At 39.3% G+C, this 694-nt stretch carries 1 protein-coding gene; it reads left to right on the forward strand.

What is annotated here, in order from left to right; genetic code table 11:
* Positions 1 to 519, forward strand: a 519-nt coding sequence (locus AC2YHV_RS27595; protein ID WP_487374603.1) for a transposase, incomplete at its 5' end; no start/stop codon positions are given.
* Positions 520 to 694: the final 175 nt, after the last annotated feature.

Genomic DNA, 694 nt, shown 5'->3' on the forward strand with positions numbered 1-694 from the left:
TCAGAGCAGAATCGCATTCACAAAATCCTTCAAGATGCTAATATCAAGCTAACATCCGTTCTATCAGACATTTTTGGTTTATCGGGACGTCGTATCCTTGAAGCGATTCTAAATGGTGAAAAAATAGAGACCGATGGTCTTCGAAAAATGGTGGATTGGCGAACAAAAGCAAGTATAACTGACATTGCCAGTGCAATTAATGGTCGTATTCGCCGTCATCATCGTGATATGTTGCGTTACCATTGGGATCATATGGGTTATTTAGAACAAACCATAGAAGAATTGGAAAAACAAATCGATCAACTCCTGTCCCCCTATCGTAAGGAAGTAGAATTATTGGATGGTATACCTGGTGTGAACAAAGCTGCCGCAGCCACTTTTATTGCGGAGATGGGTGTTGATATGTCCGTATTTAAGTCAGCTAAACATCTTGCCTCTTGGGCTGGTGTGAGTCCTGGTAATTACGAAAGTGCTGGTAAAAAAAAACGAGTAAAACCACACAAGGAAATAAAGCTTTAAAAACAATGGCCGTAGAATGTGTATTAGCAACATCAAGGCAAAATAATCGAATTGCTTCACATCGAAAAAGGATTACTAAACGACAGGGGAAAATGAAGGGACGAATCGCATCTGCCCATTTACTATTAACGATTACTTACAACATCTTAAAAACAGGAGAACCTTATCATGAACT

Source organism: Peribacillus sp. SRI_006 (genome assembly GCF_057586375.1).